This window comes from Dietzia sp. NCCP-2495 (assembly GCF_026011735.1).
Lineage (GTDB): Bacteria > Actinomycetota > Actinomycetes > Mycobacteriales > Mycobacteriaceae > Dietzia.
Genome location: NZ_BRVN01000047.1, coordinates 1 through 5,478 on the forward strand (window position 1 = coordinate 1; position 5,478 = coordinate 5,478).

Here is a 5,478-nt window from a genome sequence, read left to right on the forward strand (position 1 = left end):
GGGTCTGTTAGGCTGGAGGAGTTGCCCCGAGTTGGGGTGGCGAGCAGTTTTCACCCCGTGAAGCTGGACTCTTTTGAGGGTGTGGTGGAGTGGTGTGTGGGTGTTGTTTGAGAACTCAACAGTGTGTTTTGTTTGTGATAGTGCCAAATTTTTTTTGGTTTGCGGCCCTTGGACTTCCCTGTCGTTGGGGGTCGCGTTTTTACAGGACAGCCAGTTTTGGTTTGTTTTTGTTTGCTTGGATTGTGCTTTTCTTTTTTGCTGAGAAGCTTTTATGGAGAGTTTGATCCTGGCTCAGGACGAACGCTGGCGGCGTGCTTAACACATGCAAGTCGAACGGTAAGGCCCTTTCGGGGGTACACGAGTGGCGAACGGGTGAGTAACACGTGGGTAATCTGCCCTGCACTTCGGGATAAGCCTGGGAAACTGGGTCTAATACCGGATATGAGTCCCGGCCGCATGGTCTGGGGTTGGAAAGTTTTTCGGTGCAGGATGAGCCCGCGGCCTATCAGCTTGTTGGTGGGGTAATGGCCTACCAAGGCGACGACGGGTAGCCGGCCTGAGAGGGTGATCGGCCACACTGGGACTGAGACACGGCCCAGACTCCTACGGGAGGCAGCAGTGGGGAATATTGCACAATGGGCGGAAGCCTGATGCAGCGACGCCGCGTGGGGGATGACGGTCTTCGGATTGTAAACCCCTTTCAGTAGGGACGAAGCGCAAGTGACGGTACCTGCAGAAGAAGCACCGGCCAACTACGTGCCAGCAGCCGCGGTAATACGTAGGGTGCGAGCGTTGTCCGGAATTACTGGGCGTAAAGAGCTCGTAGGCGGTTTGTCGCGTCGTCTGTGAAATCCTCCAGCTTAACTGGGGGCGTGCAGGCGATACGGGCAGACTTGAGTACTACAGGGGAGACTGGAATTCCTGGTGTAGCGGTGAAATGCGCAGATATCAGGAGGAACACCGGTGGCGAAGGCGGGTCTCTGGGTAGTAACTGACGCTGAGGAGCGAAAGCATGGGTAGCGAACAGGATTAGATACCCTGGTAGTCCATGCCGTAAACGGTGGGCGCTAGGTGTGGGGGTCTTCCACGACTTCCGTGCCGTAGCTAACGCATTAAGCGCCCCGCCTGGGGAGTACGGCCGCAAGGCTAAAACTCAAAGGAATTGACGGGGGCCCGCACAAGCGGCGGAGCATGTGGATTAATTCGATGCAACGCGAAGAACCTTACCTAGGCTTGACATATACAGGACGGCGGCAGAGATGTCGTTTCCCTTGTGGCTTGTATACAGGTGGTGCATGGTTGTCGTCAGCTCGTGTCGTGAGATGTTGGGTTAAGTCCCGCAACGAGCGCAACCCCTGTCTCATGTTGCCAGCACGTGATGGTGGGGACTCGTGAGAGACTGCCGGGGTCAACTCGGAGGAAGGTGGGGATGACGTCAAATCATCATGCCCCTTATGTCTAGGGCTTCACACATGCTACAATGGCTAGTACAGAGGGCTGCGATACCGTGAGGTGGAGCGAATCCCTTAAAGCTGGTCTCAGTTCGGATTGGGGTCTGCAACTCGACCCCATGAAGTCGGAGTCGCTAGTAATCGCAGATCAGCAATGCTGCGGTGAATACGTTCCCGGGCCTTGTACACACCGCCCGTCACGTCATGAAAGTCGGTAACACCCGAAGCCGGTGGCCCAACCCCTTTGTGGGAGGGAGCCGTCGAAGGTGGGATCGGCGATTGGGACGAAGTCGTAACAAGGTAGCCGTACCGGAAGGTGCGGCTGGATCACCTCCTTTCTAAGGAGCACTCACCACACGCACTCTGTGGGTGTTGTGTGGTCAGAGTTTGCGCCGGTTTCGGTCCCGAGTGTGGATCGGCTGGTGGCTCGATTGGGTGGAACACTATCGCGCAGGATCTCGCGTTGATCTCAACTGGTGTCGGCTTCAGGGGCCGGCGTGGTGGGGGAGTGGGGTCCGGGATGAAACACACTGTTGGGTGTCTGAAACAACACCGTCAAGCCTTCGGGTTTGGTTGTTTCTTTCTGGCACTGATTCCCGAAGCACCTGGTTTGTGGTTTTTGTGGCCGTGGGGTGTGGGTGGGGTTGGTGTGTGTTGTTTGAGAACTGCACAGTGGACGCGAGCATCTTTAATTGTTTTGTGTTGTAAGTGTGTAAGAGCACACGGTGGATGCCTTGGCACCAAGAGCCGATGAAGGACGTAGTAGGCTGCGATAAGCCTCGGGGAGTTGCCAAACGAACTGTGATCCGAGGGTGTCCGAATGGGGGAACCCAGCGCGCGTGATGGCGTGTTACCCGCATCTGAATTCATAGGGTGTGTGGAGGGAACGCGGGGAAGTGAAACATCTCAGTACCCGCAGGAAGAGAAAACAACTGTGATTCCGTGAGTAGCGGCGAGCGAAAGCGGAGGAGGCTAAACCGCATGCGTGTGATACCCGGCAGGGGTTGCGTGTGTGGTGTTGTGGGAGCGTGATGTCCTGGTTCTGCCGGATCAGGCACTGCTTGTCGCGGGTTAGGGGAACGACTTGGAAGGGTCGGCCGTAGAGGGTGAGAGTCCCGTACCTGAAAGCCTGGCGTGGTGGTGTGTTGTGTTTCCCAAGTAGCAGCGGGCCCGTGAAATCTGCTGTGAATCTGCCGGGACCACCCGGTAAGCCTAAATACTCCTTGGTGACCGATAGCGGATTAGTACCGTGAGGGAATGGTGAAAAGTACCCCGGGAGGGGAGTGAAATAGTACCTGAAACCGTGTGCTTACAATCCGTCAGAGGCTTTCGGGCTGATGGCGTGCCTTTTGAAGAATGAGCCTGCGAGTTAGTGGTATGTCGCGAGGTTAACCCGTGTGGGGAAGCCGTAGCGAAAGCGAGTCCGAATAGGGCGACTGTGAGTGGCATGCTCTAGACCCGAAGCGGAGTGATCTACCCATGGCCAGTGTGAAGCGACGGTAAGACGTCGTGGAGGCGCGAACCCACTTAGGTTGAAAACTGAGGGGATGAGTTGTGGGTAGGGGTGAAAGGCCAATCAAACTCCGTGATAGCTGGTTCTCCCCGAAATGCATTTAGGTGCAGCGTCGCATGTTTCACCTCGGAGGTAGAGCTACTGGATGGCCGATGGGCCCCACAAGGTTACTGACGTCAGCCAAACTCCGAATGCCGAGGTGTGAGAGTGCGGCAGTGAGACTGTGGGGGATAAGCTTCATAGTCGAGAGGGAAACAGCCCAGATCGCCGGCTAAGGCCCCTAAGCGTGTACTAAGTGGAAAAGGATGTGGGATCGCTGAGACAGCCAGGAGGTTGGCTTAGAAGCAGCCACCCTTGAAAGAGTGCGTAATAGCTCACTGGTCAAGTGGTCCTGCGCCGACAATGTAGCGGGGCTCAAGTACACCGCCGAAGCCGCGGCACTTGCACGTGTACCTCCCTTTTTGGGCAGGTGTGTGGGTGGGTAGGGGAGCGTCGTGTGGCCATGGAAGCGCCGGAGTGATCCAGGTGTGGAGGCCACACGAGTGAGAATGCAGGCATGAGTAGCGAATGACGAGTGAGAAACTCGTCCGCCGGATGACCAAGGGTTCCTGGGTCAAGCTAATCTGCCCAGGGTGAGTCGGGACCTAAGGCGAGGCCGACAGGCGTAGTCGATGGACAACGGGTTGATATTCCCGTACCCGTGTATGCGCGCCCATGGTGAATCAGTGATACTAACCGCCCTGAACCATCTAGACGACCTTCGGGTCGCGTGGTGGGGATGCGCGGGACCTGATCTGGTAGTAGCCAAGCGATGGGGTGACGCAGGAAGGTAGCTGGGCCAGTCAGTGGTTGTACTGGTGTAAGAGTGTAGGCCGTGACAACAGGCAAATCCGTGTCACATTAAGGGCTGAGACTTGATGCGTACCCGTTGTGGGGAATTCAGTGATCCTATGCTGCCGAGAAAAGCCTCTAGTGAGTTCATACACGGCCCGTACCCCAAACCAACACAGGTGGTCAGGTAGAGAATACCAAGGCGATCGAGAGAACTGTGGTTAAGGAACTCGGCAAAATGCCCCCGTAACTTCGGGAGAAGGGGGACCACGCCCGGTGATGATCTTTACGGTCGGAGCTGGGGGTGGTCGCAGAGACCAGAGAGAAGCGACTGTTTACTAAAAACACAGGTCCGTGCGAAGACGTAAGTCGATGTATACGGACTGACGCCTGCCCGGTGCTGGAAGGTTAAGAGGACCGGTTAGCCCCTTGTGGGCGAAGCTGAGAATTTAAGCCCCAGTAAACGGCGGTGGTAACTATAACCATCCTAAGGTAGCGAAATTCCTTGTCGGGTAAGTTCCGACCTGCACGAATGGCGTAACGACTTCTCTGCTGTCTCGACCACAGACTCGGCGAAATTGCATTACGAGTAAAGATGCTCGTTACGCGCGGCAGGACGAAAAGACCCCGGGACCTTTACTATAGCTTGGTATTGGCGTTCGATTCGGTTTGTGTAGGATAGGTGGGAGACTGTGAAGTATGCACGCCAGTGTGTATGGAGTCGTTGTTGAAATACCACTCTGATCGTATTGACCGTCTAACCTCGGCCCATGATCTGGGTTAGGGACAGTGCCTGGTGGGTAGTTTAACTGGGGCGGTTGCCTCCCAAAGAGTAACGGAGGCGCCCAAAGGTTCCCTCAGCCTGGATGGCAATCAGGTGTTGAGTGCAAGTGCACAAGGGAGCTTGACTGTGAGACGTACATGTCGAGCAGGGACGAAAGTCGGGACTAGTGATCCGGCACCGGCAAGTGGAAGCGGTGTCGCTCAACGGATAAAAGGTACCCCGGGGATAACAGGCTGATCTTCCCCAAGAGTCCATATCGACGGGATGGTTTGGCACCTCGATGTCGGCTCGTCGCATCCTGGGGCTGGAGTAGGTCCCAAGGGTTGGGCTGTTCGCCCATTAAAGCGGCACGCGAGCTGGGTTTAGAACGTCGTGAGACAGTTCGGTCTCTATCCGCCGCGCGCGTAAGAAACTTGAGGAAGGCTGTCCCTAGTACGAGAGGACCGGGACGGACGAACCTCTGGTGTGTCAGTTGTTCCACCAGGAGCATCGCTGATTAGCTACGTTCGGAAGGGATAACCGCTGAAAGCATCTAAGCGGGAAGCCTGTTCCAAGATGAGGTTTCTCACCCACTAGCTGGGTTAAGGCCCCCCACAGACCATGGGGTTGATAGGCCGGAACTGGAAGCGCAGCAATGCGTGGAGGTGACCGGTACTAATCGGCCGAGGACTTACACACAAACAGTCCTTTAGAGCAAAAGTTCGCGTCCACTGTGCAGTATCTGAAACAACACACCCACACACACAGTGTGTGGAGCCTTGTTTCGCAGAGTTACGGCGGCCATAGCGGCAGGGAAACGCCCGGTCCCATTCCGAACCCGGAAGCTAAGCCTGCCAGCGCCGATGGTACTGCACTCGCGAGGGTGTGGGAGAGTAGGTCACCGCCGAACACAACTTCAC

General features: G+C 56.2%; 3 rRNA genes. All 3 read left to right on the forward strand.

What is annotated here, in order from left to right:
* The first annotated feature begins 268 nt into the window (after positions 1-268).
* Positions 269-1,789: ribosomal RNA gene (locus OPF83_RS17220) — 16S ribosomal RNA — on the forward strand.
* A gap of 364 nt (positions 1,790-2,153) precedes the next feature.
* Positions 2,154-5,257, forward strand: a 23S ribosomal RNA gene (locus OPF83_RS17225).
* A gap of 94 nt (positions 5,258-5,351) precedes the next feature.
* Positions 5,352-5,468: ribosomal RNA gene (gene rrf, locus OPF83_RS17230) — 5S ribosomal RNA — on the forward strand.
* Together the 16S, 23S and 5S rRNA genes form the textbook arrangement of a ribosomal RNA operon.
* The last annotated feature ends 10 nt before the right edge of the window (positions 5,469-5,478 follow it).